General features: G+C 58.4%; 29 protein-coding genes and 1 tRNA gene. 8 read left to right on the forward strand and 22 right to left on the reverse strand.

The genetic code is table 11. The features are described 5' to 3' along the window. Window positions 1-143 precede the first annotated feature (143 nt). The 13 genes from rplS to AC0V60_RS07110 all read right to left on the reverse strand — a co-directional run bounded on the left by rplS (window position 144) and on the right by AC0V60_RS07110 (window position 8024). Complete coding sequence (rplS, locus tag AC0V60_RS07050) at window positions 144-512, reverse strand: 50S ribosomal protein L19 (protein ID WP_486177787.1); 369 nt, start codon at window positions 510-512, stop codon at window positions 144-146. Continuing rightward, window positions 509-1354, reverse strand: a complete 846-nt coding sequence (gene trmD, locus AC0V60_RS07055) for a tRNA (guanosine(37)-N1)-methyltransferase TrmD (RefSeq protein ID WP_486177788.1) — start codon at window positions 1352-1354, stop codon at window positions 509-511. Before trmD ends, rplS begins: the two co-directional genes overlap by 4 nt. Then, complete coding sequence (locus AC0V60_RS07060) at window positions 1351-1713, reverse strand: hypothetical protein (protein WP_486177789.1); 363 nt, start codon at window positions 1711-1713, stop codon at window positions 1351-1353. Before AC0V60_RS07060 ends, trmD begins: the two co-directional genes overlap by 4 nt. Further along, entirely contained in the window at window positions 1704-2654 is a 951-nt protein-coding gene (locus AC0V60_RS07065; RefSeq protein ID WP_486177790.1) for a carbon-nitrogen hydrolase family protein, read from the reverse strand. Before AC0V60_RS07065 ends, AC0V60_RS07060 begins: the two co-directional genes overlap by 10 nt. Next, on the reverse strand, window positions 2654-2971 hold the full coding sequence (locus tag AC0V60_RS07070) for a hypothetical protein (protein ID WP_486177791.1): 318 nt from the start codon (window positions 2969-2971) through the stop codon (window positions 2654-2656). The genes AC0V60_RS07065 and AC0V60_RS07070 overlap by 1 nt, the downstream gene beginning before the upstream one ends. A 23-nt stretch (window positions 2972-2994) precedes the next feature. Next, window positions 2995-3822, reverse strand: a complete 828-nt coding sequence (locus AC0V60_RS07075) for a TIGR04222 domain-containing membrane protein (protein WP_486177792.1) — start codon at window positions 3820-3822, stop codon at window positions 2995-2997. After that, window positions 3822-4382, reverse strand: coding sequence for a glycine-rich domain-containing protein (locus AC0V60_RS07080; RefSeq protein ID WP_486177793.1), 561 nt, complete (start codon window positions 4380-4382; stop codon window positions 3822-3824). The genes AC0V60_RS07075 and AC0V60_RS07080 overlap by 1 nt, the downstream gene beginning before the upstream one ends. Before the next feature lie 6 nt (window positions 4383-4388). Then, window positions 4389-4895, reverse strand: a complete 507-nt coding sequence (rimM, locus tag AC0V60_RS07085; RefSeq protein WP_486177794.1) for a ribosome maturation factor RimM — start codon at window positions 4893-4895, stop codon at window positions 4389-4391. Between the two features lie 99 nt (window positions 4896-4994). Next, window positions 4995-5489, reverse strand: coding sequence for a 30S ribosomal protein S16 (gene rpsP / locus AC0V60_RS07090; protein ID WP_486177795.1), 495 nt, complete (start codon window positions 5487-5489; stop codon window positions 4995-4997). A 49-nt stretch (window positions 5490-5538) separates the two neighbouring features. Further along, complete coding sequence (gene ffh, locus AC0V60_RS07095; RefSeq protein ID WP_486177796.1) at window positions 5539-7023, reverse strand: signal recognition particle protein; 1485 nt, start codon at window positions 7021-7023, stop codon at window positions 5539-5541. Beyond that, a complete protein-coding gene (locus AC0V60_RS07100) occupies window positions 7016-7171 on the reverse strand; it encodes a hypothetical protein (RefSeq protein ID WP_486177797.1) in 156 nt (51 codons plus the stop codon). Before AC0V60_RS07100 ends, ffh begins: the two co-directional genes overlap by 8 nt. Before the next feature lie 322 nt (window positions 7172-7493). Further along, window positions 7494-7569, reverse strand: a tRNA-Ala gene (locus AC0V60_RS07105). 113 nt (window positions 7570-7682) lie between these two features. Then, window positions 7683-8024, reverse strand: a complete 342-nt coding sequence (locus AC0V60_RS07110; RefSeq protein WP_486177798.1) for a TIGR02300 family protein — start codon at window positions 8022-8024, stop codon at window positions 7683-7685. A 166-nt stretch (window positions 8025-8190) separates the two neighbouring features. Here AC0V60_RS07110 and aroA point away from each other — a divergent pair, with 166 nt between their 5' ends. The 6 genes from aroA to AC0V60_RS07140 all read left to right on the forward strand — a co-directional run bounded on the left by aroA (window position 8191) and on the right by AC0V60_RS07140 (window position 14320). After that, entirely contained in the window at window positions 8191-9525 is a 1335-nt protein-coding gene (gene aroA / locus AC0V60_RS07115; RefSeq protein ID WP_486177799.1) for a 3-phosphoshikimate 1-carboxyvinyltransferase, read from the forward strand. A 105-nt stretch (window positions 9526-9630) separates the two neighbouring features. Continuing rightward, the gene (locus AC0V60_RS07120; protein ID WP_486177800.1) at window positions 9631-9906 is read left to right on the forward strand and encodes a CBU_0592 family membrane protein; all 276 of its coding nucleotides are present in this window, start codon (window positions 9631-9633) and stop codon (window positions 9904-9906) included. Then, entirely contained in the window at window positions 9903-10541 is a 639-nt protein-coding gene (locus tag AC0V60_RS07125; protein ID WP_486177801.1) for a (d)CMP kinase, read from the forward strand. Before AC0V60_RS07120 ends, AC0V60_RS07125 begins: the two co-directional genes overlap by 4 nt. A 214-nt stretch (window positions 10542-10755) precedes the next feature. Next, window positions 10756-12465, forward strand: coding sequence for a 30S ribosomal protein S1 (gene rpsA / locus AC0V60_RS07130; protein ID WP_486177802.1), 1710 nt, complete (start codon window positions 10756-10758; stop codon window positions 12463-12465). 113 nt (window positions 12466-12578) lie between these two features. Next, the gene (gene gloB / locus AC0V60_RS07135; RefSeq protein WP_486177803.1) at window positions 12579-13334 is read left to right on the forward strand and encodes a hydroxyacylglutathione hydrolase; all 756 of its coding nucleotides are present in this window, start codon (window positions 12579-12581) and stop codon (window positions 13332-13334) included. A gap of 5 nt (window positions 13335-13339) precedes the next feature. Then, on the forward strand, window positions 13340-14320 hold the full coding sequence (locus AC0V60_RS07140) for an NADPH:quinone oxidoreductase family protein (RefSeq protein ID WP_486177804.1): 981 nt from the start codon (window positions 13340-13342) through the stop codon (window positions 14318-14320). A 55-nt stretch (window positions 14321-14375) separates the two neighbouring features. Here AC0V60_RS07140 and AC0V60_RS07145 read toward each other — a convergent pair whose 3' ends face one another. The 8 genes from AC0V60_RS07145 to AC0V60_RS07180 form a co-directional block, all read right to left on the reverse strand. Then, window positions 14376-14891: a F0F1 ATP synthase subunit B family protein gene (locus AC0V60_RS07145; protein ID WP_486177805.1), complete on the reverse strand. Its 516-nt coding sequence runs from the start codon at window positions 14889-14891 to the stop codon at window positions 14376-14378. Continuing rightward, a complete protein-coding gene (locus AC0V60_RS07150; RefSeq protein ID WP_486177806.1) occupies window positions 14884-15378 on the reverse strand; it encodes a F0F1 ATP synthase subunit B family protein in 495 nt (164 codons plus the stop codon). The genes AC0V60_RS07145 and AC0V60_RS07150 overlap by 8 nt, the downstream gene beginning before the upstream one ends. Window positions 15379-15454: 76 nt before the next feature. Next, window positions 15455-15691: a F0F1 ATP synthase subunit C gene (locus tag AC0V60_RS07155; RefSeq protein ID WP_034958026.1), complete on the reverse strand. Its 237-nt coding sequence runs from the start codon at window positions 15689-15691 to the stop codon at window positions 15455-15457. Between the two features lie 84 nt (window positions 15692-15775). After that, on the reverse strand, window positions 15776-16564 hold the full coding sequence (locus AC0V60_RS07160; protein ID WP_486179459.1) for a F0F1 ATP synthase subunit A: 789 nt from the start codon (window positions 16562-16564) through the stop codon (window positions 15776-15778). A 60-nt stretch (window positions 16565-16624) separates the two neighbouring features. Further along, complete coding sequence (locus AC0V60_RS07165; protein WP_486177807.1) at window positions 16625-16963, reverse strand: AtpZ/AtpI family protein; 339 nt, start codon at window positions 16961-16963, stop codon at window positions 16625-16627. Window positions 16964-17104: 141 nt separating this feature from the next. Next, complete coding sequence (locus AC0V60_RS07170) at window positions 17105-17488, reverse strand: YdbL family probable chaperone protein (RefSeq protein WP_486177808.1); 384 nt, start codon at window positions 17486-17488, stop codon at window positions 17105-17107. 49 nt (window positions 17489-17537) lie between these two features. Beyond that, a complete protein-coding gene (locus AC0V60_RS07175; protein WP_486177809.1) occupies window positions 17538-17726 on the reverse strand; it encodes a YnbE family lipoprotein in 189 nt (62 codons plus the stop codon). A 68-nt stretch (window positions 17727-17794) separates the two neighbouring features. After that, on the reverse strand, window positions 17795-21055 hold the full coding sequence (locus AC0V60_RS07180; RefSeq protein ID WP_486177810.1) for an intermembrane phospholipid transport protein YdbH family protein: 3261 nt from the start codon (window positions 21053-21055) through the stop codon (window positions 17795-17797). A gap of 74 nt (window positions 21056-21129) precedes the next feature. Between AC0V60_RS07180 and radC the strand changes: the two genes are divergently transcribed. Further along, window positions 21130-21906 carry a RadC family protein gene (gene radC, locus AC0V60_RS07185; RefSeq protein WP_486177811.1) on the forward strand — a complete coding sequence of 259 codons (777 nt, stop codon included), beginning with the start codon at window positions 21130-21132 and terminating at the stop codon, window positions 21904-21906. A gap of 253 nt (window positions 21907-22159) precedes the next feature. On the opposite strand, the gene AC0V60_RS07190 is transcribed toward radC, so the two are convergent. Next, window positions 22160-24397, reverse strand: a complete 2238-nt coding sequence (locus tag AC0V60_RS07190) for an FAD-dependent oxidoreductase (protein WP_486177812.1) — start codon at window positions 24395-24397, stop codon at window positions 22160-22162. 143 nt (window positions 24398-24540) lie between these two features. Here AC0V60_RS07190 and purB point away from each other — a divergent pair, with 143 nt between their 5' ends. Then, a complete protein-coding gene (gene purB, locus AC0V60_RS07195) occupies window positions 24541-25866 on the forward strand; it encodes an adenylosuccinate lyase (protein WP_486177813.1) in 1326 nt (441 codons plus the stop codon). The last annotated feature ends 6 nt before the right edge of the window (window positions 25867-25872 follow it).

A 25872-nucleotide genomic window follows, 5' to 3' on the forward strand; every position in this document is an offset into this window, starting at 1 on the left:
CAATCCAGAGCGGATTGCACGACGGCGCTGGATTGCCGCGTCGCTGACGCTCCTCGCAATGACGACGGCGAAAGGCAAGAGGCCCCAATGAAAAAGGGCGGCCCGCAATGGGCCGCCCTTTCAAAAACCTTGTAGGTTCGCTCTTATTTCTTCGGAGCGTTTTCCCGGCGTTCCGCGATACGCGCACGCTTACCGGTGCGGCCACGCAGATAGTAAAGCTTCGCACGGCGCACGACGCCGCGGCGCACCACAGTGATGCTGTCAACGATTGGCGCATACAGCGGGAACACACGCTCCACACCTTCGCCAAAGCTCATTTTGCGCACGGTGAAGTTGGAGCCCATGCCGCGATTTGAACGCGCGATGACCACACCTTCAAAGTTCTGAATACGCTCGCGTTGGCCCTCTTTCACCTTCACGCCGACACGAACGGTGTCGCCTGCGCGAAATGAGGGAATTTCTTTTTCAACCTTGCTGATTTCTTCAGCTTCGATTTGCTGGATCAGGTTCACTGGTCCGTTTCCTTTTTCTTTCGCCGCGCGCCAGAGGCAGACAGGACTGGATCGCCACGATAGCGTTCCCATAAGTCCGGCCTGCGTAACCGAGTGATTTCTTGCGCTTTGGCGTCTCGCCAAGCTGCAACCTTCGCATGATCCCCCGATCGCAGCACTTGCGGGATCGTGCGCCCTTCCCATTCTTGAGGTCGGGTATAGTGGGGATACTCAAGCAGGCCGTCCTCAAACGACTCTTCAGTCCCACTAGAAGCCGCGCCCATTACGCCGGGAAGCAGCCGAATGCAAGCATCAAGTATGGTGATCGCGGCTGTTTCGCCGCCTGAAAGGACGATGTCGGCAAGGCACACTTCCTCGATTTGCGGGCGAGCCTCGAACAGGCGCTCGTCAAAGCCTTCAAACCGGCCGCACAAAATGGTGACACCGGGGCCTGCCGCGAGCTCGCGAATGCGGGTTTGGGTGATGGGTTTTCCGCGAGGGGTCATGGCGAGGACGGGCACGGAAACATCCTCCCCTACCGGGGGAGGTGGCCGCCGCAGGCGGTCGGAGGGGGCGTTTACCTCACCCTGCCCCTCCACCACGCTTCGCGCGGTCCCCCTCCCCGGTCCGGGGAGGATTGAGTCCAAAGCCCGCGCCATCACATCGGCCTTAAGCACCATCCCCGCCCCGCCACCTGCGGGCGTGTCATCGACCTTGCGATGTTTGTCGATGGCAAAGTCGCGAGGGTTAACCGTCTCAAGCGACCAATCGCCGCGCTCAAGCGCCTTGCCTGCAAGGCTCACGCCGAGGGGGCCGGGAAACATCTCCGGGTAAAGAGTGAGGATGGTGGCAGCGAAGGTCATTCAAATGTTCCAACCGCTAACTGATCTTTCCTTTGCTGCCGTCGCTTACACCACCAAGCAATGAGCAGAACCAGAGGCCAAGAACACAAAACAGTAAGCGTGAAACCCAACCAGAACTCTGCAATCGTTAAGACATCAATCAGCGTTTCTCTCGGCTCCCCAAGCCACGCGAATATAACCATGAACTCTAGCGTCACCAATACGGTGATCGCAGAGAGCGACTGAAGCCAAGGCCGCTCGATTGGCCAGAAAAGTGACCAAACGAGGACGCCAATACCGGCAAGAAATGCATTCACCACCCAACCAGCGAAGGCGAGGGGCTCGGAGAAGAATTCAGTCGTGAAGAAGACTAACTCCAATTCACCCCATCCTTCGCCCGCGTATCCACGTTAAGCTCAAACACGTCAGGCCGCGAATAATGCCCGTCGGTATCAAGGCTGGTGAGCCCCTGCCCGCGCTCTGACAGGTCGAGCTCGGCGTGCAAAATCTCCTCGCCCTCGCCCGCCTGCGCCAAAACCCGCGCATCGGGCGCGATAATCATCGAACCACCGCGATTGAGCGCCTCGCCCTCAATCGCCTCGAACAGCTCCTTAGCCTCCGCAGAACCACCGACACGCTCCAGCCCATCGAACAGGTCATCGCGGTGCTGTACCAGCCCTGCGGCGAGGACAAAGCACCGCCCCTCCATCGCATAGTGCCGCGAGGCAATCGCATATTCCTCGCGCACTGTGGGCCACGCGGCGACATGTACCGCCTCGCCCAGATTGTGCATCGCGGCGCGCGCCAGCGGCATCCAGTGCTCCCAGCAGATGAGGTTGCCCACATTGCCCCATTCCGCCTCATGCACGCCCAAGGTCGAACCATCGCCGCGCATCCAGATCAGCCGCTCGCCATGGGTTGGCACCAGCTTGCGGTGGTCCAAGGGCGGCAGGCCGGGGCGGAAGAGCAATTGGTTGTTGTAAAGGCTCGAGCGAAGCCGCTCATGCGCGCCGATGGAGATGCAAGCCCCGCTCTCATCGCACAGCTCCTGCAACGGCAGCAGCCGCTCATCCCCCGGCACTATGGCGTTGTCGAGCATAATCTGGTGACACGCCTGCGTCCCCGGATGGTCCCACAGCGCTGCACCCGGAGCCTCATCGAGCCACAGCGGATAGCCGCCCAGAAACGTCTCTCCAAAGGCCACAAACTGCGCCCCCGCTTCAATCGCCTCGCGCGACAAACGGGCCGCCTTCTCAATACCGCCGGTGAAATCGAGCGGAATGGGAGCGGCTTGGCAAATGGCGACCTTAAGTGTGGTCATTAATTTTCGTCCGTTTTAATTTGATTGGCTCGCTGACGCTCTAGCTTGCGTGAGTAGGTGTATGCTGCAGGGAAACCAGCAAACGCAGACATGGCCAAGGCACCTAATACAAAGGGGACCCAGCTTTCACCCTCTTTAGAAGTGCTTAAGAACGAAGGGAACGCATACAATGAGCCAGCAATTATCGCTGCGATAACTGACCGAATGCCGACGCTAAGACCGCTTACCCAGCGATCCATAATGAACGCGAAAAGGATCGCCACCATTCCGACCAAAGCCAACGCTACGAGTATCGCGAAGAGAACAATTAGGATCATTGTTTAGCTCGTAGTGGCAAGGACTAACCCCCGCAACCACCACAGCCGCCACCACCGCAGCCACTGCCGCCGCCATCGTTGCTGTCGCCCGCGTAACCGCCGTCTCCGCCAGACCCTGCGGTTCGCGCGGCGTGCACGGGCTCCCAAGGTGTACCGACAAGCACTCCGGTTCCGAACAAAGCAACCGCAAAGCCCGCTTCACTGGCTTGCGGGGCGCGCTTCAAACGGTTGCCTTCTTCCTCAAGCGCCTTCACCACTTTCTGACCGGAAATGGTGCGTTTGTTGCCTGTGAAAAAGCGGATCAAACCAAACACAAAGGTGACAGCCAAAAGCACGATCAGGAGGCCAGTGGGCTCGCCTGCGGCCTCTCCTGCCTGTTGGCGATAAATGCCGATGACGAACAACAATGCGTAAGGCAGCGCGGAAAGAAAACGCAGCCGCAGCCGCTCTGATGCGTCCATCATAAGCCCGCGCCGGATAAGCCGCGCCTCGACCCGGTCGGCCTGCGCATTGATGGTCTTGCGCGCCTCGGACGGAGTGAAATCACCCACTTTGGCGAGGACCGCCTGTTCGGCATCGCCATCAGGCTCGTCCCTGCGGCGCACGTTCAGCCTGCCCGTTGCTCCTTCGCGAAGAGAGCCTTTGGCAAAGAGGGAAGAGAGCACCGCTACGCTCAAACGATCCGCGCCGCCGGTCAGAACCGCAACTTCCTCCAAGTCTTCAGTCTCGCCGCGTTTGCCTTGGGGCCGCAAATTGGCCGGGATCCACAGGCCTGCCGCAATGCAGGTCGCGAGCATAACGCCGTAGAAAACAAGAAAGTCGCTGCCAGAATAAGAGCTGAAAATTTCCATCAGAACATTCCTCCGATCAGCACTGTAATCGCGATGCCGAGAACGATCCATCCAAAAGCGCCCAAAATGGCTATCCGCCTGTCTAACACCATGACATCTTTGGGATTAACGCGGACGGCCAGCGGGTCTCTGCCAAATCGCCTTCCGGCACCGGGCCAGATATCGGCAGGCGGTTGCTCGCCGAATGCTTCTTCGTAAGAGCGCAAAGTGTCAGCATATTGGTCGTAATACCGGGTGCGCTCGACCTGCCCTCCTGCGGTGGGCCCGTGGTGGAGGTCCATGCCTAGCACATTGGGGCAAAACTCGCCCCAATAATCGCGGCTAAAAGTGAGGTGCAGGTGCCAGACTTGGTCCACCGCGTCGGACGGCGTGACTTCGTGGGCCACGGTGCAGGCGAGATAACAGAAGCGCTTGTATTCGGTGATGACCCGCTCGGCAAAGGCAGGTGCCCAGCGATTTTCGCGAGCAAGGCGCGCGGCAAAGGTGAAGTCGGCATCGGCCGGGCCAATGCGATAACCTTCGACGCGGTGCCAAAGGTCGGGGTCTGTCAATGCGCTCATGAGGCGCTATTGGTCGGCGAAATCCCCGGCGATGACAAGTCTTTGTGCGTCCCATTCGATCACGGCCTGCTTGGTCATGGGGACCATAATGGTCTTCATGCCCTTCGCTGGCGGGGGATCGAGGACGATTTCAATGATATCGGTCGCGCCGTAGTTCTGGACCGCAGCCACCGTGCCGATCACCCGGCCTTCGTCAGTGTGCGCGGCAAGGCCGATCAGGTCGGCGTGGTAATATTCGTCCTGCTCAAGCTGCGGGAGTTCCTCACGCGGTACGCTAAGCGTGGTGCCGCGCAGTTTTTCCGCGGCCCCGCGCCCCAGCACCTCAGCAAAGCGCGCAACCGCCCCACCCTTGTTGTCGGAGCGGATTTTTGTGAGGGTAAGTTCGCCTGAATTGAATGACTTGTGGGCTTTAAGGGCATCAAGCCCCTCGCCAAGCAATTTGAGGCGAACCTCACCCGCAACTCCATGCGCGCCGGTAACGGCGGCGAGGACAATGGGTTCGCCTGAACTCATGGACAAAACTCCGTTCGCCCTGAGCCTGTCGAAGGGCGCGCGCGATGGCTCGCCTGTGCTTCGACAAGCTCAGCACGAACGGTATTCATCATGGGAAGCTTAGTCTTCCGACTTTTCTTCAGCGGGTGCCTCTTCAGCGGGCGCTTCTTCGGCTGGGGCTTCCGCAGGAGCCTCTGCGACCTCTTCTTCTGGCGCTGCTTCTTCCGCAGGTGCTTCGGCTGCCGCTTCTTCAGCGGCTTTCGCTGCTTCTTCGGCTTCTTTCAGCTTCTCAGCCTTCTCTTCAGCGCGCTCTACGGCTTTCTCGCCGGGCTTGCCTTTGTTGGGGTTCTCGCGCGCTTCACGCTCAAGAATGCCTGCTTTGTCGAGGAAGCGGTGCACACGGTCCGAAGGCTTCGCGCCAACCGAAAGCCAGTGACGCGCACGGTCTTCGTCGAGCTTTACGCGCTCAGGATTGTCCTTTGCGAGCAGGGGGTTGTAGGTGCCGATTTGCTCAAGATACTTACCGTCGCGCGGTGAACGCGAGTCAGAGACGACGATGCGGTAGTAAGGGCGCTTTTTAGCCCCGCCGCGCGAAAGACGGATTGCAACTGCCATTAGAGATTACCTTTCAAGTGTAACTGTCTGTATTTCTAAAGTTCGTAAGCTATTTCTTCTTGGGACCACTAAGGCCGGGAAGACCGGGAGGAAGGCCTCCCATTCCGCCGCCGGGACCACCCATGCCGGGAGGGAGACCGCCCATACCGGGAGGCATGCCGCCACCGCCGCCAGGACCCCCACCACCAAACATGGCAGCAAGGCTTTTCAGGCCGCCCATTTTCTTCAATTGCTTCATCGCTTTGGACATCTCCTGATGCATTTTCAGGAGCTTGTTCACGGTCTGCACATCGGTGCCAGAACCCGCCGCAACACGCTTTTTGCGCTTGGCGTTCATCAGACCTGGCGAGGCTCGTTCTTTGGCCGTCATCGAACCAATGATCGCATCCATATGGACCAGCACCTTGTCGTCCATATTGGACGCCGCGAGGGCTTGTTTGGCCTTTTTCATACCCGGCATCATGCCAGCGAGCATCCCAAGACCGCCCATATTCTGCATTTGCTTCAATTGCATACGCAGATCGTTGAGGTCGAATTTGCCCTTCTCGAAGTTCTCAGCAAGCTGAGCGGCTTCTTCCTCTTTGATCGTTGCCGCCGCCTTTTCGACAAGACTGACAACGTCGCCCATGCCAAGGATACGGTCGGCGACCGAGGCTGGGCGGAAGGTTTCAATCGCGTCGAGCTTTTCGCCTGTCCCAGCAAATTTGATCGGCTTGCCGGTCACAGCGCGCATCGAAAGCGCTGCACCGCCGCGTGCATCGCCGTCCATCCGGGTGAGCACCACGCCGGTAAGCGGGACTTCGCCGGAGAAGCTCTGCGCGACGTTCACCGCGTCTTGTCCGGTGAGGCTGTCGACGACGAGCAGCACTTCGGTGGGCGCTGAGACTTGGCTCACCGCCTTCATTTCGGCCATCAGGGCTTCGTCAACGTGGAGGCGCCCTGCGGTGTCGAGCAGGAGAACGTCGAAGTTCTGGAGCTTGGCGGCTCCCATGGCGCGCCGTGCGATATCAACCGGCTGCTGGCCCTCGACAATTGGCAGGGTCGCGACATCAACCTGTTCGCCCAGAACTTTGAGCTGTTCCTGTGCGGCGGGACGGTTCACGTCCAATGAGGCCATCATGGCCTTCTTGCCGTGCCGTTCGCGGATCAGCTTGCCGAGTTTTGCGGTTGTGGTGGTTTTACCAGAGCCCTGTAGCCCGACCATCATAATGACGACCGGAGGCGCTGCGTTGAAGTTCAGCTCTTCGCCAGCGCCAACCTCATCGCCCTCGCCTGTGAGCATTGCGACAAGTTCATCATGGACGATCTTGACGACTTGCTGCCCCGGAGTGACCGATTTGAGGACTTCAGAGCCCACGGCCTTCTCAGTGACCGCATCAATGAACCGCCGCGCAACCGGAAGCGCCACGTCGGCTTCAAGCAAAGCCACACGCACTTCGCGCATCGCATCGCGGACGTCTTGCTCTTTCAGCGCGCCGCGGCCTTTAAGTTTATCGAATACTCCGCCGAGACGGTCGGATAGGTTATCAAACATTGTTTATACTTCCGACGTTGTAGGCCGCTTGTTTTTTGTGGTCGCGATGCCGAACCGAAAAAGTGGTGCCCACTTTTTCTGACATCACTCCGAGGCCTTTGAGCTTGTCAAAGACGCCGCCTAAGCGATCGGACAGATTGTCAAACATCTTCAACTACTCCTCTCAGACAACATAATGCCGCCTGATAAACGCGAAAAACGCCGGCGGACGAAACCTCGTCGGCCAGCGTGCGGAAATCCTCGACGGATAACCGGCTTTGTATATCTCGAAACGCTGCGCCATGGATTGCCGCGTCGCTTCGCTCCTCGCAATGACGAGGAAGGGAGGCATCGGCTTGTATTTTTCGTCTGGGTGTCGGCGAAAATCGTTCGGATTTGTGACCCGGCGCGCAGCGACCTTAAGGGTCGTGAGCACCGGAAGCCCAAAGCCGGGCGATTTGCAGCCCACCCGGGCGGAAAAGACAAGTCGATGGTGGAGCCTAGCGGGATCGAACCGCTGACCTCAACACTGCCAGTGTTGCGCTCTCCCAGCTGAGCTAAGGCCCCATTTCATCGTCATGTTGGCCCTGTTGCCAAGGCCGACCCCTCGCTTTCGCCCAATTGGGCGTCGCTAGGGAGCGCTCCATTAAGACCGCCCCCTGCGAAACGCAAGAGCAAAATCAGCTATCGTCGCTGCTGTCGTCGTCTTTGGCCGGCTTCACGCCAAGATCATCGTCGCCGCCAAGATCAACGTCGTTATCCGCAGATGCTTCAGCGTCGTCGATGTTCTCGATGTCTTTGAGTTCATCATCTTCATCATCAGCCGCAAGATCGGTGTCTGCTTCGCCAGCCTTTGCCTTTTCAGGGTCATCAATTGGGATCGGCTGTTTGGATTTCAGCACAGGCTCTGGATACCATTTATGGCCATTGGGGCTGGTCACGGGGTTGTCATTGCCAAGATCATAGAAGCGTTCGCCAGTTTCCGGGCATGTGCGCTTGGTTCCCCATTCGGGTTTGGGCATTGGGTCTAGTCCTTATCTGGTCCTGCACATCAAGTCAGGGAGCAAACATGAGAGGGTCAGTTGGGTTCGGGATGTACCGGAATCAAGAGCTCGCTCCAGTGCATTCGAATTTGATTGGCGCGCGCCTTGCCATAGCCCTTGGCCGCTGTCAAAGACCTGCCCCAATATGACTGCCCACACATTTACATCTTCCGCCCCTTTGACCGGCCGTTTGCGCGTGCCAGGCGATAAGTCGATCAGCCACCGTTCTTTGATGTTTGCAGGCGTTGCGGTCGGCGAAAGCCGCATCACGGGGCTGCTCGAAGGCGAAGACGTGCTCGCGACGGCTGCGGCCATGCGGCAATTGGGCGCGCACATAGAGCGGCAAGAAAACGGCGCAGACAGTCCCACATGGGTAGTTCACGGCGCTGGCCTTGGCAGCCTGGTGGAGCCGCGCCAAGCGCTTGATATGGGCAATTCCGGCACATCGACCCGGCTGATGATGGGACTGCTTGCCAGTCACCGGCTCACAGCGACGTTCGTGGGAGACGCGAGCCTTTCAGGCCGGCCGATGGACCGTGTGATCACGCCTTTGAGCCAGATGGGGGCTTCGTTTGAGGCGTCCTCAGGGGGCACTCTTCCCCTGATGCTGAAAGGCGCATTTCCAGCAGTGCCCATCACCTATCACCTTCCTGTGGCGAGCGCTCAGGTAAAAAGTGCGGTGCTGCTTGCAGGCCTCAACACTCCCGGCATCACCCGCGTGATCGAGCCTGTCGCCACGCGAGACCACACAGAGCGCATGCTGACAGGGTTCGGTGCCCAGCTCGAGGTGGGCGAAGAGAACGGCGAGCGCGTTATTGCCATCCACGGCGAGGCGGACCTCAAGCCGGTGGATGTGGAAGTGCCCGGTGATCCCTCCTCCGCCGCATTCTTCCTTGTCGCTGCCAGCATTGTGCCGGGAAGCGATCTTGTGATCGAGAACGTCGGCCTTAACCCGACGCGCGCCGGGATCGTTACCGTGCTGGGGCAAATGGGCGCGGACATCGAGGAATTGAACCTGCGCGAAGTTGGCGGCGAGCCTGTCGCAGACCTGCGCGTGTGCCATGCCCCCCTCACCGGCATTGAGGTCGATCCGGCAATCGTCCCAAGCATGGTGGATGAATTTCCCGCGCTCTTCGTCGCCGCTGCCTTCGCGCAGGGCACAACGGTATGCACCGGCCTTGAAGAGCTGCGCGTCAAGGAAAGCGACCGCATCGCTGTAATGGCCGCAGCCCTCACTGCCGTTGGAGCCCGTATCGCGGAGCAAGAGGACGGCCTCACCATCCACGGCACTGGCGGAGAGCCGCTGCGAGGCACCTCCAATGCGCGTGTCAAAACGCATCTCGACCACCGCATCGCAATGAGCATGGCAATCGCAGGCCTTGCTAGCAAAGACGGCGTTGAGGTGGACGACACCGCGCCGATTGCGACAAGTTTCCCTACTTTCATGGAATTGCTGAAGAGCGCGGCAGGGTGCGCCTGACAGAGACCGGTCATCCTGAACTTGTTTCAGGATACCCCTTGCCGCTAAGTACCGCCCCAAGGAGATGGTTATCCTGAAACAAGTTCAGGATGACGATGAACGCAAATGACCACCCCGCTCGACCTCTACTCCCTTGTCGGCTTCGTCGGCACCGCCTGCATCATTGGTGCCTACGCCTATCTGACATGGGTGGACACGCCCAACCCCTATATCCTTCACGGCACGAACCTGACAGGCGCAGCGCTGCTTACGATTAGCCTCTTGGTTCACACCAATTGGCCAAGCCTTGTGCTCGAAGGGTTCTGGGCAGCGATTGCGCTATTTGGATTGGCGAAGGCCCTGAAGGCCAGAGCTCACAAAGAAAGAAAGGCGGCATCATGATCATCGCCGTCGATGGCCCCACAGCGTCTGGCAAAGGCACAATCGCAAAGCGTCTCGCTGCGCATTTGGGCGTGCCGTACCTTGATACCGGACTTCTTTACCGCGCCGTCGGAAGACAAGTGGCGATCAATGGCGGGGACCCGGACAACGCCGAAGATGCGCTTGCCGCTTGCACGTTTCCCGACAGCTTGCTCGGCGACGAAGTTTTGCGAACAGAAGAAACCGGCAGCCTAGCAAGCCGAGCCTCGGTCCACCCTGCCGTGCGCGAGGCTTTGTTCAAACGTCAGCGCGCCTTTGCTGAGCAGCCCGGAGGCGCGGTCCTTGACGGACGCGATATCGGGACAGTCATTGCGCCTGATGCGGACATCAAACTCTTCATCACCGCAAGCGTGCAATCGCGTGCGCGACGGCGCTGGCTTGAAATGGTTGAGAAGAAACTCGACCACGAAGAGGAAATCCCGCTCGCCGAGATCGAGAAGGATGTGGTCGCAAGAGACGCCCGCGATATCAATCGCAAGGATGCCCCGCTCAAAGCCGCACCAGACGCGATGGTCATAGACACCACCGCCTTTGACCGGGATGCTGCTTTTGAGATGGTGCTCGGTGCAGTTAAACAAGCCCTCTCCGGCAGGTAATTTCTCTTGCCTTTGAGGCGAGTTTCTCCTAGGCGCGCGGCCGTTCCGGACATCTTTATGGGTGAAAAGAACCTTTGCGGAATGCATTCGGCTCCGCAGAGAGATCGGCCTCTTGCCCGCAAGGCCAGCGCAATGGTGCGTCAGGCGGCGGTAAAGACCTCCGGAAAAACCGGTGGCCGGTAACAAACATAACCTGAAGGATTAGCCAAGACTTATGGCAACCTCACCAAACCCAACGCGCGACGATTTCGAAGCGCTTCTTAACGAACAACTCGGCGGCGCCGGCGATCAGGGCTTTGAAGGCCGCGTGGTCATGGGCACGATCACTGCAATCGAAGCAGGTCACGCCGTTATCGACGTAGGTCTTAAATCTGAAGGCCGCGTCAATCTCAAAGAATTCTCGCGCGGCGAAGACGACCACGGCCTTGTAGTGGGCGGTGAAGTCGAAGTGTACGTCGACCGCGTTGAAAACGCAGACGGCGAAGCCATGCTGAGCCGCGACCGCGCCCGCCGCGAGGCGGCTTGGGACAAGCTCGAAAACGAGTTTGGCGAAGGCAAGCGCGTCGAAGGCCGCATCTTTGGCCGAGTCAAAGGCGGCTTTACTGTCGACCTCGACGGCGCTGTTGCGTTTCTTCCCGGCTCACAAGTCGACATTCGCCCTGTGCGCGACGTCAACCCGCTGATGGAAGTGCCGCAGCCTTTCCAAATCCTCAAAATGGACCGCCGCCGCGGCAACATCGTCGTCTCGCGCCGCGCCGTTCTGGAAGAGACTCGCGCCGAACAACGCAGCGAGCTTATCAACGATCTGGCTGAAGGTCAGGTTATCGAGGGCGTCGTCAAGAACATCACCGATTACGGTGCCTTCGTTGACCTTGGCGGCATCGACGGCCTCCTCCACGTCACCGACATGAGCTATAAGCGCGTCAATCACCCCAGCGAAGTGATCGCCATCGGCGACACCGTGAAGGTGCAAATTGTTCGGATCAATGCCGATACACAGCGCATCAGCCTTGGCATGAAGCAGCTTGAAAGCGATCCTTGGGACGGCGTGGCTGCGAAATACCCAATCGGTATGAAACTCACCGGTCACGTCACCAACATCACCGAATATGGCGCATTTGTTGAGCTTGAAGCCGGTATCGAGGGTCTTGTCCACGTCTCTGAAATGAGCTGGACCAAGAAAAACGTACACCCCGGCAAGATCGTCAGCACTTCTCAGGAAGTCGATGTGATGGTTCTCGAAGTCGACAGCGAGAAGCGCCGTATTTCGCTTGGCCTCAAGCAGGCTCAAGGCAATCCATGGGAGGACTTTGCAGAGAAATTCCCAGTGGGCGCGGAAGTCACCGGCGAAGTCAAGAACGCGACCGAGTTCGGCCTCTTCATCGGCCTCGACGGCGATGTGGACGGCATGGTTCACATGTCAGATATCGCATGGGGCATCTCAGGCGAAGACGCACTGGCGCTTCACCGCAAGGGCGAAGAAGTCAAAGCGGTTGTTCTCGACGTTGACGTTGAGAAAGAACGCATCAGCCTCGGCATGAAGCAACTTGAAAAAGGCGCTCCGACCGAAGCAGGCGCAGCCGCTGCTGGTTCGCTTCGCAAGGGTCAAACCGTCACTGTCAACGTGCTCGAAGTGCGCGATGGCGGCCTCGAGGTGCAAGTTGGCGACGACGGTGCAACCGGCTTCATCAAGCGCTCTGACCTTGGCCGCGACCGCGACGAGCAGCGTCCTGACCGCTTCCAAGTTGGCAGCAAGATCGACGCGATGGTCACCGGTTTTGACCGCAGCAAGAAGCCAAACTTCTCGATCAAGGCGCGTCAAATCGCTGAAGAGAAAGAGGCAGTGCAGCAGTTCGGTTCATCCGATTCAGGTGCATCGCTCGGCGATATCCTTGGCGAAGCGCTCAAGGGCAAAGAAGACTAAATCTTCCGCCAGAAAGGCAAACAAAAAAGGCCCGCTCGCGAACATCGCAGGCGGGCCTTTTCTATTGGAGTCAGGGCGTTTAGGGTGCCTCTCAAGAGAAGGATCCCTGCCCCATGTTAGAAGTCCACCAATTCCCCTGCCTCTCCGACAACTACGGATTTCTGCTCCATGATAGCGAAAGCGGCGAGACGGCAGCGATAGATACACCCGATGCCAAGGAGTACCTCAAGCAAGCGCAGGCTAAGGGCTGGACGATCACGCATATCTGGAACACCCACTGGCATCCCGATCACGCGGGCGGGAACGGCGAGATTGTGGAGGCGACGGGAGCAAAGGTCATTGCGCCGCAAGAGGTCGAGAAGCTTTCAGAAATCGGCAATGTGGTTGCGCATGGCGATACCGTCACGCTGGGCGCGCATACCGCTGATGTAATCGACGTCTCGGGCCACACCAATGGCCACATCGCTTTCCATCTGCCCGACAGCGGCATCGCCTTCGTTGGTGACAGCGTCTTTGCGCTGGGCTGTGGGCGGATGTTTGAAGGCGAGCCCAAACAGTTCTGGGATAGTCTTGAACGGATCAAGGCGCTTCCCGGCGATACGATCCTTTATTGCGCTCATGAATATACGCAGGCGAATGCGAAGTTTGCTTTGCATGCGGATCCCGACAATGCCGAACTTCAGGCCTACACCGCTGAGATTGACGACAAACGATCACGCGGCGAGCCGACGGTGCCCACCGTCTTAAAGCGCGAGTTGACCACCAATCCATTCTTAAGAGCCGACGATCCTGCCTTGCAAGCCCGCTGGGGCGGCGATGCACCGCATGAAACCTTTGCCGCGATCCGCGCGGGTAAGGACAACTTCTAACCCTCATGCAGGCCCTACGCGTTGCAGAGCTCTCACCGGACCTTTCCGGGGTCCGTCTGGTCGACATGCCAGAACCCGCACGCGCGCCTGGCGAAGTGCTGGTGCGGGTGCACGCAGCTTCGCTGAACTTCCCCGATCTCCTCATGACCAAGGGAGAGTACCAGTTTAAACCCGAGGTTCCTTTCACCAGCGGGCTTGAGATGGCGGGCGTGGTAATCGAAGCGGATGCAGACAGCGGTTTTGTTCCGGGCGACAAAGTGATCGGCGGCAAAAAAACAGACGCCTTTGCCGAGGTCGCCAGCATCCCTGCACGCGGGCTCTCTCCGCTCCCTGATGGTCTTAGCTTTGCACAAGGCGCGGCAATGGGGGCGGCTTATCAAACCGCTTACACCGGGCTTGCCGAACTCGGCGGCGTGACCGCGGGGCAATGGGTTCTCGTGCACGGGGCGAGCGGGGGCGTTGGTCTGGCCGCTTGCGATGTAGCGAAAGCCATGGGTGCGCGCGTGATCGCTGCGACAGGCATTTCGGCCAAGAGCGAGGCAATTGAGGCCGCCGCCAACCCGGACGCTGTTATCACCGCCGAGGGGCGCTTCCGGGAGCAGGTCAGCGCACTAACGGACGGTAAGCTGTGCGACATAGTGTTCGATCCTGTAGGCGGCGATATATTCGACGAATCGACACGCTGCGTGAGCTTTAACGGCAAACTTATGGTGGTTGGCTTCACCAGTGGCCGGATCGCTGAGTTTGCCACCAACATCCCGCTTATCAAGGGTTTCAGCATTGTTGGCCTTCGCGCTGGCGAATATGCGAGGCGCTTTCCTGAACGGGGTAAGGCTATCAATGAAGCGATCGCCGCATTGGCCACGTCGGGAAGGATCAATCCCACAATCGACCGCACCCTTCCCCTGTCGCGCTGGCGAGAAGGTTTCGATGCAATGGCAGCGCGCCAACTCGTGGGTAAAGTCGTGTTCGAACCGGGCAACTGACACGAAAAAGGCGGCCATCAAGGCCGCCCTTTTTCGTGTCAGCTCTGATGCACAATCAAAGCGATCCGATAACCTCATCAGCCAAAGCCTTGTCGGCCTCTGCGCTGTGTTTGTCGGCAATCAACGTGCGAGACGCTTTAGCAGCGGCATCGACGGCTGCTGTGCGAACCCCGGCAACTGCGTCACGCTCGGCTGCGGCAATCTTGTCTTCCGCCATACGTTTGCGGCGCGCAACCATGGCCTCGCTGTCCGCTTCAGCCTTCGCGAGGATAGCATCTGCCTCGCGCTGAGCGCCTTCCATCATTGCTTCGGCGTCTTTTTCGGCGCCTGCAATTTTCGCGGCATATTCATCACGCAGCGTTTCCGCCTGAGCCCGAAGGTTTTTGGCTTCATCGAGCTGGCTTTTGATTTCTTCGATCTTGGTGTCGAGCCCTCCGGTGAGGAGACCCGGAACCTTCTTCCAAATGAAAACACCGATCAGGATAAGCATCGCAAGCGACACCCACTGATAGGAATCCACACCAAAGGCAGAAGGGCCGTCAGCCAAAAGAAGGAATGGGAGATTAGCCATGGGCCAAAGCTTTCTTCACAGCCGACCGCGCCGAACGCTTGTCGATCTTTGTGCCTGCAAGACGAGAGACGATGTCCTGCGTAGCTTCAAGAGCCACATCCTCGATCTCCGCCATAGCGCTGGTGCGCGCTGCATCAATCTCGGCCTCTGCCTTCTCAAGCTTGGTGTCGAGACGTTTTTGCGCCGCCGCCAGCTTCTTGTCAGATGCGGCTGCCGCTTTGGCCTTGGCCTCTGCGATCAGTGTTTGCGCGCTAGCACGGTTTGCGTTTTCACGCTCGCGCCATGCCTCTTCTTGTTCGTCAGCTGCATCACGCGCTGCTTGAGCAGCCGCAAGGTCATCTGAAATCTGCTTATCGCGCAGACCAACGGTTTCCATCACCTTGGGGACCATGCCCCGGCCGATGAGGAAGAAAGTGATGCCGAAGAAAACCAAAGTCCAGAAGACTTGGCTAGACCAGGTATCAAGCAGTTGAGCTATTTGAGGCATAGGAGATGTCTCAGAACGAAGAGGAAATCAGGATGGGTTGCGCCCTACCAAGCGAACTTGGCAGGGCGTAAACCAATTAGGCAGCCGGGTTGGCGAAGATCAGGATCATCGCAACAACAAACGCCAGCAGGCCGAGAAGTTCGGCAGCCGCAAAGCCGATGAAGAGGCGGCCTTGTTGACCGTCTGCTGCACCCGGATTGCGAAGCGCGCTCTCAAGGAACGAGCCAAAAACATTGCCCACACCGATGGCGGCCATACCGGCACCAATAGCTGCGAGACCTGCACCGATAAGGGCTGCTGAAACAGGATCCATTTTAAAAACTCCTTGGAAAAATCAAAATTCGAAAAAAATCAAAAATTTGCAAAAATCAAATTGGATGAAAGCGTATTGAAAACCTTAGTGCAGATGCTCTGCGTCATTGATGTAAAGCGACGTGAGCAGCGCAAAAACATATGCCTGAATGCCAGCCACCAAGATCTCAAGCGCGCTGATCGCGATCATCAAGAGGAAGCTCGGCGCGGCAACCAGAAGGCTGGTGCCGATGCCGCCGTTCATACCGTCGATGACGAAGCTGGAGAGCACTTTCAAAAGGACGTGGCCTGCCATCATCGCAACGAACAAGCGAAGCGCGAGGCTGAATGGGCGGATGAGGAATGAGAACAGCTCGATCACGAAGATCGCCGGGATCATCACCGCAGGTGTTCCGTGCGGGACAAACAGCGTGAAGAATTTAATGCCGTGCTTCCAAAAACCAACGATCAGAACAATCGAGAAACTGATCGCGGCGAGCACGCCGGTGACGGTGAAATGGCTGGTGAATGTGTAAGCATGAACGCTTGGGATAATGCCAACGGGCACGAGGCCAAGGAGGTTTGCAAACAAGATGAACATAAACAGGCTAAAGACATATGGGACATATTTGCGCCCCTCTTTGCCGATGTTCGCCTCGAGCATATCGTCGATAAAGCCGGTGAAGCTTTCCACCGCCATCTGCCATCGTCCGGGTACAAGCTCACGCTTCATGCCAACGAACACAAAGGCCCAGATGAGCACAACAGTGATAGCCATCCACAAAGCGGAATTGGTGAACGCGATATTGAAGCCAGCGATTTCCCAGGCTTCTGAACCGAACATCGGCTCAACCTGAAACTGCTTCATCGGATCGACTTTGGCTTCCCCATTCAGGTCTGCTTCGCCTGCCACGATCTCTGGTATCCCTAAAACTGTCAAAACGCTTGAGCGGGACTAATTCTTGTCCGGTTCACTCTCGCCGCTTTGCGTGTTTGCTGCGCGAATTATGTTCCTGAAAGCAACGCCGATCCCAAGGAAAAGCCCTACCAACAGACCCCATGGCAATGTGTCGAAGACCCAATCAAAGAGCCATCCCATCACACTGCCGCCAAAGACCCCGCCAAGAAGATTAGCCAGAGCCCGGTTGCCGCTGCGATAATTCGCATCGACCCCTTTGACTTTAGGCTGGGTGCGTTCCTCTTCGCGGCTCTGGGCGGCCTTTAGCCGCGCTTCGAGCGCATCAATTCGCGCATCCTCAACGATGGGTTTCCGGGCGGGTTTCTCTTCGCTCATGCTGACTTCCTAAAAGGCATGCAACGCCCTAAGCAAAGAAAGGTGCCCGCCAAGGGCGTGTGCCCCCTAGAAGAGGGCGATTCTTGAGTCAATGGTGCACTGCGAGAGTTTCCGCAAAGCTATCCAATCAACAGCGCAAATTTAGGGACAAATCGGCAAACGGTCGGGCGCAGCGGCGCTGCGGGTTTTCCACGAGCCATCGGGCGCCTGATACTTCTCGCCCGGCACAGTGCGCGCAATTGCCTGGCACCCTGCTGTGGTCGCATATTGCTCCACGGTCGCATTATTGGACTGCGCTTTTTGTGTGTAGACGGCGCGGCGTTTGATGTTGATATTGTTGACGAGGCTCTGAAGCGCAGGGGTCGCAGAGCCCACAACCCCAAGATAACCGTCAATCTGCTCGCCCACGGTGCCATTGGCCCGGGCAGCAGCATAGGCTGGGTCGCGCTGTGCCGCAGCGGGGCTTGCCATGCCGGTAAAAGCGGCAGCGGCGGCAACAGCGGTCAGCGTGAATTTGCGGATCATGTTCATTTCATTTCCTCCAATCTTCCAACGCGCACCAACTGGCAAAGCTTCAGAAGATATCTGCATTCTCATCAATAGTGTTCTCGGCGTCTTCCGCCAATCTATAAAGCACTTCGGCTTGGATATTGATATTGAGCTCAATCACGATCGGCTCTTCCGGAGCGGCCACGTTGATACACCCGGCAACTGCTAAAAAGCCAAGGCCTGCAAGCCCTGCATTCCATATCCTTCGATCCATTTTCGCTCCCCGACCGATTGTGCGCTTTTCTCTCGCATTCCCGCCCACGGAGGTCAATTTCGCATGTGTCATAGCTGGTCATCGCTTTCTGGAGGTTGAACGACAGGTTCATTGCGGCGTTCAGCTTCGCCGGGAATCGGGTCTTCGCTTGGGCCAGGCGGCGCGGGAGCATCGACGGGCTGGAACGCCCCAATCCCGAGCCGTTGGCGGACATCTTCGCGGTCGAATATGCTGGGGTCGAAAAAGCCGCGCACCACGTGGGCCAGTTGATAGAAATTTTCAGAGCGCACATTGATTTTGAAACGGATCGGCAATTCTGCAAGCTGACGGGTAATGAAGTTTTGGCTGGTGCCCTCGCCCTGTCTCACGCCGTCAATATTGAATTTGGTGACAATCTCGCCTGCCAGATTGCCGTTTAGCTCGATGCTCATCTGATTGTAATCGAGCGAACGCAGGGTCTGAAACGCGTAGTTGGCCACTGTGCCAAGGTCTTCATAACTCAGCTCGCCGACATAAGATACATTGCCCCCCGGTGGGCGCGAGATCAGCAGACCGCCTTGGATCGTGCCGTTGCCCTGTTCATCGAAGATGATCGGAATGGTCCCATCAAACTTGCCCTTAGCACCAAGGTTGGTGAGCTCCATCTGCGTCACAAACGTCGCTGCATCGAGGCCAATAATTTCGAAGATATAGTTTTGCCCCTGCCCGCCGCCGTAATCGAGAACCACCGGCCGCAGAACCAATTCCCCGCCCATGAATGGCCAGCGTCCGTCTTCCAGGGTGATTAACGTCCCGTCGGTGACCGAATAAACAATCCGCCCTCCAAGCGCCTCAATCCCCGGATTGACCGAGACGATAGTGGCCACTTGCGAAGGCGCGGTGGTCAAGCCCAGCAGGTCTGTAAACTCTATTGTCCCTGCAACCCCGCGCACTGGGCCAAAGGCCGCAGCCAAATCAAAGCTTTCGGTTGAGAAAGTGCCTGAGCTGTCCAGCCTGTCTCCTTCCCATTCAATCCTGCCTTCACCTGTGATCACCCCGTCAGCAAAAGCAATAAGTCCCACTGTGAGAGGGGTGAGGTCATCGGGCTGGAACCCATCATCAAAGCGCAATCCGGGAACAGCGATGTCAGCCTGGCCTTTGCCGGACGCAAGATCATGCCGAATTGTTACATCTGTCACCAGGCGTCCGGACTGCGGATTGGTGAGTGAGGTCTCGGCCTGGATGAGCCCATCTGCCAGTGAAAGTGTAGCGCCTTCTGCACGAAGCGGCTCAAACCGCGCCTCAGCGATGATTGCAGGGTCGATGCGTTCAGTGAGGGTGAAACCGCCCTCCGTTACCGTCAGCACATTATCCGTAAAGCTCCACTGCCCGTTCAAATCCGACAGGTCGAGCGGCACAATCTCGAGCGCCGCCGATGCGTCTGCGAAACTGCCGCCGATCCCGTCCTCAAAATTGGCATCCAATACCTCCGCAGAAAACCGGACAGCATTGTCATTCGCGCCGATCTGCGCAGTGAGCGCTTCCAGTCTTGAGGCACCGGGATAGCGTAAAACCGCGCTATTGGCTGCGACCAGAATGGGGCTCTCACCCAAGCTCCCGGCAAGCGCCACATCGCGAAGCTCGGCGGCAATTTCCAGAGCGTCGCCATACCGCACAATCGCCCCGCCTGTACCAGGGCAAACCGACAGCGTCTGGGGCGCAAGCGCAAAATTATACGCCTCTAGTCCCGCAATCTTTGCATCAAGGCACTGCGTCCCAAGCGTTAGCCCGCCGCGGGCGGAATACTGCCCCTCAATCGGCAATTCGAGACTGCGCAGGTTCCCTCCGGGAATCGCACCGCCAGCCCGCATGATGCCATTGAAGCGAACTCGCCCAGACGCATCGCTTCGAGCCTCCAGCCGGGGAAGCCCAATCACATCGTTCCCATCACGAAACTCCGCCATCGTCATCCGAGCCGAAATGCCGCCGCTTGGCGCCGGTTGGAGCCGCGCATTGATCCTTGGCAGGTCAGCGCCTCCTGTGAAAATATTGCCAGTGAGCCCCTGGGCTTGCTGGGTGCCTTGCGTGTTATAGCTCAGCCGCGACAACGCGATCAGTGTGTCCCCGCCCGCGTCGCGCAGCCTCGCCTCTGGAATGACAATCCTGATGCTGCCGCCTGCGGAGCGAACCAGCACATCGCCTGCCAGCACGCTGCCTTTAGCGGCGCTGACAAGCCCCGTCTCCAACTTACGCAGCAATGCCGCCACAAATGTGCCGTCGCTTGCCTCTTGAGCTTGCTTAAGCGCCCCGCCGCCGCTCATCAGCGCGCTAAGGTCAACACCTGCACCGGTAATCCGCGATGACCACTCGCTGCGGGCAAAGCCGTCCGTGCTTCGCAAAGTGCCCTCAGCGCCGATGCTCGCTGCATTGACGAAAGCGGTTCTAAGCGCATCGCCTGTGAGATCATGCCGCACACTAAGCTCGCCGCCAAAAGCCCAAGCAATATTCGCGCTGCCGCCCAGATTTGCGAGCCCCGCATCACCTGCCGCCAACGTCTTGGCCGAGACCGCAAGATCGCCTTCGACTGAGCCAAAATCGTCCCCCAGTGTGAGTTTGGTGCCAATGTCTGCCGCCTCGATCCGGTTGCCTTTGCAATCCGCGCCGCGAATGCGGACCGGACCATCGAAACCAAGGCGGCCATCGGAGGTGGTCAGATCTCCGTAAAGCGTAGCCTCCTCCGCGCCGCAATCATCAAGACCAACTCCCGGTGCGGTCGCGGCCAATTTGCCCGCAAAGCCATCATCAAGACGTCCTGCACCTTCGATTTTGGCACCAATCACGCCGTAGTCACTTTCAATGCGGGCACGCCCATCGACGATTTGCAGGTTCAGCGCAGGCAGTCCGGCAGGTTCGTCGCTTTCGGCAAACAAAAGCGGGTCGAGACTGCCGAAACTGAGTTGTCCGTCCCTGAAGGAACCGTACAATCGGGCGCCTTCAAGTTCGACCCTTCCAATCTCTGGCGGCCCGTAAGTGTACGATATCGCAAGCGTTACCCGCTTGGCGGTAAAGTCTGGCAGCGCGGGATCGCCCACCACCAGATCGGTGATCACCTGACGCCGCGTGCCGATGCTCTCGATGGCATAGGTCGCCTCAAGCCCGTTCTGCGCAAGCGTGTCGTCGATGAGGTTGCCAGCGATCTGCTCCCGGCCCGCCCAGGCAAGCCCCGCAGCCAGCGCAATCAACAGCGCCACCACAATGCTGATCCGCCAACGCCAGCGCTCAGGCCACAGCCTTAGCCGGCTCGCGCCTCCCAAATCGGGCAGATCGGTTTCCGGCTTTACCTTGGACATCAGCTTCCTACCTTGCGCGTCTAGCGTTCAAAGGCAATGATGCAAGCGGTGAAAACTAAAGCTGGATGCGACTATTGCCCCATTCTGATGACGGATTTGACTTTGGTGCCGCCCAAAATGGCGGTGCAAGCGTCACGTCTGATGCTTCCAAATCTGATGCCACTAAATCTGAATGTGGCAAACACGCAGGCGCAGGGCACCGTGAGCGTTTGCGAGAGCGGCTGCTGAAAGGCGGGGCAGAGGCTCTGGCCGATTATGAAGTGCTCGAATTTCTCCTTTTTGCTGCGATTAAACAAGGCGATACCAAACCGATTGCCAAGGCGCTCTTGGCGGAATTTGGATCGCTTTCCGGCGTCTTGAACGCCGATGCTGGCGCGCTCCAACGCACCAAAGGCGTCGGCAAAACCAGCGCGGCGGCTCTAAAAAGCGTTGCCCTTGCCGCGCGGCGCATGGCGCGCAGTGAGCTGAGCGAAAAACCGGTGCTCAGCTCTTGGCAAACGCTCATCGACTATCTCTCCATCGACATGGCCCATCTAAAGGTTGAGCGGGTCCGCGTGCTTTATCTCGACACCAAGAACCGGCTGATTGATGACCACCATGTTGGTGATGGTTCCATTGACGAGGCGGCGATCCACCCACGCGAAGTTATTCGGCGAGCTATGGATGTGGGCGCTGCTGCGCTCATCCTTGTTCACAACCACCCCTCGGGCAATCCTGAGCCAAGCCGCGCCGACATTCAGATCACTCAGAAAATCGCTGAGGCTGGCAGACTGCTCGGCGTAACTTTGCACGATCATATCATTGTCGGGCGAGAGGGGCATGTGAGCCTGCGGGCAAAGGGTCTAATCTAGACACCCGGTGCTGGACTTAAGGAACAGTGCTGTCCCTTAACCTCCAACACCCAGCTGCATAACCCATTGATCTTCAACAACCTTCATGTTGGACGCAAGGAACACTTCCGCGCGCATACGCCAAAATTTTCCCCAAACCGGATTGGGCAATCCTCCTTCAGCGTTCCTCCTTAGGCAGGCCGCCTCATCTCCACTGCGCAAAATACGAGCGATGGGATGATGAAGCCATTTCCCCTAGTAGGAAAGCGACACGTTAGCCCTCTCTGCCAGTGATTAGCCGCACACCGGAATGTTTGGCAAAGAAGCTCCACGCCCAGTTCACAATCACTGTCACCTGATTGCGCGCGCCTGTCAGGAAGCCGACATGGACAACGCCCCACAGCCACCACGCGGCCGCGCCCGACATCTTGATGAAACCGAAATCCGCGACCGCTGATTTGCGGCCAACCGTCGCAAGGCTCCCTTGGTGTTTGTAGGCAAAAGGTCCGGGGCATGCTTTGCCCAGCAATTCGGCCTCAATCACGCGGCTGACATACGCGCCCGCTTGTTTGGCCGCAGGTGCGAGCCCTGGGACGGGATTGCCATCCCACGCCGTGCTGCCCGCAGTGTCGCCAATGGCAAAAATGTTTGCGAACGGGGCACCATTTGCGCTGATCACACGGCACTGAGCGTCAACCTCAGCGCGCCCTGCCCGGTCGGATTTGGCACCCAGCCATTTGGCCGCAGGAGACGCCTCGACGCCCGCTGCCCAAAGGACAGTTTCAGTTCCAAGAATGATGTCATCGTCAATGCGAACATGCGTCGCGGCGATTTCGGTCACACGCCCGCCGGTGCGGATTTCCACGCCGAGGCTTTCCAGCGATTCGGCCGCTTTGGCGGACAATTCTTCTGGAAACGCAGGAAGGATGCGGTCACCTGACTGCACCAGAATCACGCGGGCCGAAGCCGGGTCGATTGTTCGGAATTCACGTTCGACGCTCACCTTGGCAAGCTCTGCGATTGCACCGGCAAGCTCCACCCCTGTGGGGCCCGCGCCTACGATCACAAAGGTGAGCAGCCGCTTGATCCGCTCCTCATCGCCTGACGCCTCCGCTTCCTCAAACGCATTGAGGATGGATGCGCGCACTGCAACGCCGTCTTCGATGGTCTTAAGACCCGGAGCAAATGCGCCCCATTCGTCTTTTCCGAAATAGCTGTGCGTTGCGCCGGTGGCGATAACGAGGCGGTCATATCGGAGCTCTTGTCCGTCCCCATAGCTGAGCGTGCGGGCCTCTGCATCAATGCCGCTCACCTCGCCTTTAAGCACGCGCACATTTCCATCGCCTTTGAACAGCGAGCGGATCGGGGCTGCGATATCAGCGGGGTTCAACGTGGCGGTCGCAATTTGATAGAGCAGCGGCTGGAACAGGTGATAATTGCGCTTATCGATCAAGGTGATGCGCACAGGCAGGCGCTTGAGACGCGCAACAGCTGCGAGCCCGCCAAATCCGGCTCCGACCACAACCACATGCGGCCAGCGTTCAGGGATTTCAGAATAATCGCGGTCGAACAGAATATTCTTCTCAAGCCAGCTGAGAATTGCGCGGTCGGCAGAGAGCACCCCTGCGCCCTTCGATTCGTAAATCGCAAGGAACAGGAACGGGAACAGCGTCACATTGGGATGTGCGCCTGCAATCATAAAGGCCGCGATCAAGAAGAACAGGCTATAGGAGACGATCACCGCGCCAAAACCGGTGAAGAAGAACACAGCTGAAATGATCGCCAGCCAATCGGGGAACCCAGAGAAAATTGTCACCGGAAGCCATGTCATCACCGCGATTGGCGGCTCGATTACACCGGCATGCGTGAGAAGGCTCACGCCCATCCATATCCGCAAAGCTGCCATTATGATGGGCGCCAAATACTCACGCGACCATTCCGATGCCGCAATGGCAGGGCGCGCGAGGGGAAGCGCGGACGACTTGAAGCCCAGAGCCAAAACGCGGTCTAGCGAGAAGGCGCCGGGCCCGTGGAATATGTACCAAACCAGCATCGCGCTTACGATGAGATTGGTTGTGGTGGGGATGTAGACGGCCTGCGAGACGATGGTGAGCGCCGCCATGGCTAAGGCGGCTGGCCGGGTGAACAGACCTATCAGGAGAAGAACGGGCCCGACAAGCTCAATTGCAAGACCGGTCGCCGCTGCATTGGCCGGGCTCAACCAGCTGACTGGATATTCCTGAGCTGCCAAAAACACTGCGGCATCATAATCAGCCGCTTTTACGAGGCCTGAGCGGAGGAACCACATGGCGATGAAAAACCGGATCGCAAGGTCGCTAAACGGCCAGAAGGTTTCAGTCCCTTCCAGATACCATTTCGTCCAGCTTCTGAATGTCACCCGCAGGAATGGCGGGTAACGCTCTTCCTGAAGGCGCACAGGCTTAGGTTCAGGCCTGCGTCCACGCGTTTGCGTGGGTTTGGGTTGAGGCGCTTTGGCTGTCTCGCTCGTCATTAAAAAGTCCTCCTGCCCTACACATTCGCGAGGGCTCCCGTTTCGGTTACAGGTGATAGCGCAGGTTTCTCTCTTGCCAATAGCCGCAGCTCAGAATAGCCGCGCCTCAAAGCCATTCATCCACTTTGAAGGACGCCTCACCCATGGTCCCCCGTTACGCCCGCCCTGCCATGACCGCTCTTTGGGAGCCGGAAGCCAAGTTTCGCATTTGGTTCGAGATCGAAGCGCATGCGACGCAGAAACTGGGCGAGATGGGCGTGGTCCCTGCCTCTGCTGGCAAAGCGCTGTGGGATTGGTGGGCGACAAACCCCAAGATTGACGTCGAGGCGATTGACGCGATTGAGGCAGTGACAAAGCATGATGTGATCGCCTTTCTTACATGGGTGGCTGAGCAAGTTGACGCGGCAGGCTTCACGGGCGAAGCGCGCTTTATGCATCAGGGCATGACGAGCTCCGATGTGCTCGACACGACGCTGGCCGTGCAATTGGCGAAAGCGACCGATCTGCTCTTGGAAGACATTGATGGGCTTTTGGCCGCGATTAAAGCGCGGGCCGAGGAGCACAAATTTACCCCCACCATTGGCCGCAGCCACGGCATTCACGCAGAGCCAGTGACCTTCGGGTTGAAGCTTGCCCAGGCCTATGCCGAATTTGACCGCTGCAAGACCCGCCTCGTCGCCGCTCGCAAGGAGATCGCGACTTGCGCAGTTTCGGGCGCGGTGGGGACTTTCGCCAATATCGACCCAGAGGTTGAGGCTTATGTCGCTGAGCAACTCGGCCTCGAAATCGAGCCCATCAGCACGCAGGTCATCCCGCGCGACCGTCACGCCGCTTATTTTGCGACCCTGGCGGTCATCGCTGGTTCGATTGAACGCCTCGCGGTGGAAGTGCGCCACCTTCAACGCACTGAAGTTTTGGAGGCGGAGGAGTTTTTCTCCAAAGGCCAAAAGGGCTCATCAGCGATGCCCCACAAGCGCAACCCGATCCTGACCGAGAATTTGACGGGCCAGGCGCGCATGATCCGCGCCTATGCCCTGCCCGCGCTCGAAAACGTGGCGCTGTGGCATGAACGCGATATCTCGCACTCTTCGGTTGAGCGTTTCATCGGCCCTGATGCGACGATCACCTTGGACTTCGCGCTTGCCCGGCTTACAGGTGTGGTCGAAAAGCTCCTCGTCTATCCCGACCGGATGCAGTCAAATATGGACGCCATGGGCGGCCTCATCCACTCACAGCGGGTGCTCCTTGCCCTCACCCAAGCAGGCGTAAGCCGCGAAGACGCCTACCGCCTTGTTCAGCGCAATGCGATGAAGGTGTGGGAATCGGGCGGCTCGCTGATGCTGCTCGACCTGCTCAAAGCCGACGAAGAAGTGACAGCGGCCCTCTCCCATGAGCAATTGGAAGAGAAATTCGACCTCGAATACCACTTCAAGCATGTCGAGACGATCTTTGCGCGTGTTTTTGGATAGGCGAGT

The organism is Erythrobacter sp. S259 (genome assembly GCF_057364965.1).

Coding starts and splice junctions, on each gene's coding strand:
- AC0V60_RS07180 (WP_486177810.1), bottom strand. CDS start 21,055: ATGTCCAAGGTAAAGCCGGAAACCGATCTGCCCGATTTGGGAGGCGCG.
- AC0V60_RS07070 (WP_486177791.1), bottom strand. CDS start 2,971: ATGATCCTAATTGTTCTCTTCGCGATACTCGTAGCGTTGGCTTTGGTC.
- AC0V60_RS07170 (WP_486177808.1), bottom strand. CDS start 17,488: ATGATCCGCAAATTCACGCTGACCGCTGTTGCCGCCGCTGCCGCTTTT.
- trmD (WP_486177788.1), bottom strand. CDS start 1,354: ATGACCTTCGCTGCCACCATCCTCACTCTTTACCCGGAGATGTTTCCC.
- ffh (WP_486177796.1), bottom strand. CDS start 7,023: ATGTTTGATAACCTATCCGACCGTCTCGGCGGAGTATTCGATAAACTT.
- AC0V60_RS07120 (WP_486177800.1), top strand. CDS start 9,631: ATGACCACCCCGCTCGACCTCTACTCCCTTGTCGGCTTCGTCGGCACC.
- AC0V60_RS07165 (WP_486177807.1), bottom strand. CDS start 16,963: ATGAGCGAAGAGAAACCCGCCCGGAAACCCATCGTTGAGGATGCGCGA.
- aroA (WP_486177799.1), top strand. CDS start 8,191: ATGACTGCCCACACATTTACATCTTCCGCCCCTTTGACCGGCCGTTTG.
- AC0V60_RS07110 (WP_486177798.1), bottom strand. CDS start 8,024: ATGCCCAAACCCGAATGGGGAACCAAGCGCACATGCCCGGAAACTGGC.
- AC0V60_RS07150 (WP_486177806.1), bottom strand. CDS start 15,378: ATGCCTCAAATAGCTCAACTGCTTGATACCTGGTCTAGCCAAGTCTTC.
- AC0V60_RS07075 (WP_486177792.1), bottom strand. CDS start 3,822: ATGGAAATTTTCAGCTCTTATTCTGGCAGCGACTTTCTTGTTTTCTAC.
- gloB (WP_486177803.1), top strand. CDS start 12,579: ATGTTAGAAGTCCACCAATTCCCCTGCCTCTCCGACAACTACGGATTT.
- AC0V60_RS07190 (WP_486177812.1), bottom strand. CDS start 24,397: ATGACGAGCGAGACAGCCAAAGCGCCTCAACCCAAACCCACGCAAACG.
- AC0V60_RS07080 (WP_486177793.1), bottom strand. CDS start 4,382: ATGAGCGCATTGACAGACCCCGACCTTTGGCACCGCGTCGAAGGTTAT.
- AC0V60_RS07145 (WP_486177805.1), bottom strand. CDS start 14,891: ATGGCTAATCTCCCATTCCTTCTTTTGGCTGACGGCCCTTCTGCCTTT.
- rpsP (WP_486177795.1), bottom strand. CDS start 5,489: ATGGCAGTTGCAATCCGTCTTTCGCGCGGCGGGGCTAAAAAGCGCCCT.
- rpsA (WP_486177802.1), top strand. CDS start 10,756: ATGGCAACCTCACCAAACCCAACGCGCGACGATTTCGAAGCGCTTCTT.
- purB (WP_486177813.1), top strand. CDS start 24,541: ATGGTCCCCCGTTACGCCCGCCCTGCCATGACCGCTCTTTGGGAGCCG.
- AC0V60_RS07140 (WP_486177804.1), top strand. CDS start 13,340: ATGCAGGCCCTACGCGTTGCAGAGCTCTCACCGGACCTTTCCGGGGTC.
- AC0V60_RS07100 (WP_486177797.1), bottom strand. CDS start 7,171: ATGTTTGACAATCTGTCCGATCGCTTAGGCGGCGTCTTTGACAAGCTC.
- rimM (WP_486177794.1), bottom strand. CDS start 4,895: ATGAGTTCAGGCGAACCCATTGTCCTCGCCGCCGTTACCGGCGCGCAT.
- AC0V60_RS07155 (WP_034958026.1), bottom strand. CDS start 15,691: ATGGATCCTGTTTCAGCAGCCCTTATCGGTGCAGGTCTCGCAGCTATT.
- AC0V60_RS07065 (WP_486177790.1), bottom strand. CDS start 2,654: ATGACCACACTTAAGGTCGCCATTTGCCAAGCCGCTCCCATTCCGCTC.
- AC0V60_RS07175 (WP_486177809.1), bottom strand. CDS start 17,726: ATGGATCGAAGGATATGGAATGCAGGGCTTGCAGGCCTTGGCTTTTTA.
- AC0V60_RS07125 (WP_486177801.1), top strand. CDS start 9,903: ATGATCATCGCCGTCGATGGCCCCACAGCGTCTGGCAAAGGCACAATC.